Annotated in this window: 1 pseudogene; it reads right to left on the reverse strand. The window is 60.9% G+C overall.

The window, feature by feature from the left end:
* Positions 1-373: 373 nt before the first annotated feature.
* Positions 374-588 (reverse strand): annotated as a pseudogene (locus E4Q23_RS23195) (hypothetical protein); the annotation flags it as partial.

The following is a 588-nucleotide window of genomic DNA, read 5'->3' on the forward strand; positions in this document are numbered from 1 at the left end:
ATGTGCGCGCTCCAAGCGTGCGCATCAGGTTGCCTGATCGGTTCCCGTTGAGCACGCAGTGCGAATAAGGGCTTCGTGAAGAAGGACAACCCGCTTGCGGGTGGGCCTACTTCACATATCCTGCCCGGCGCTGCAGCGTTGTTCTACCTTTTTTTACCGTTACTGCACCGTTGTTCTACCTTTTTTCTACCGTTGTTTTACCTTTACTGCACCGTTGTTTTCACAACACCAGCCCGGACAAACAACGGCGACAAAGCGCCGTAACCACGCTTTATCGCCGCCATGACCCTCTTGCGGCCACCCACCCAACTCCCCGCGCGACGACGATTTCCCGAAGAAAGCTGCCCGTTGCCGTGCCCCCCCTTCGCCAGGGTTAAGCGCTTGAACGCGGTTTCTTAAGTGCCGTCAGTTCGCCCTGCAAACGGGCAGCTTCCACCGCAGCGGCCTGGGCTTCGGCGCGTGCCGAAGTCACTGCTTCGCGTTCGGCCGTCTGTCGCGCATGGGCCCGCTCCAGTTCGCCCTTGAGGTCTTCGACCCGTGCCGCCAGTTCGCCGGCCTTGGCTTCGGCGGCGGCCATCCGTTCGGTCT

Origin of the sequence: Candidatus Accumulibacter phosphatis, from assembly GCF_012939955.1 — a bacterium.
In the GTDB taxonomy this organism is placed as follows: Bacteria; Pseudomonadota; Gammaproteobacteria; order Burkholderiales; family Rhodocyclaceae; genus Accumulibacter; species Accumulibacter delftensis.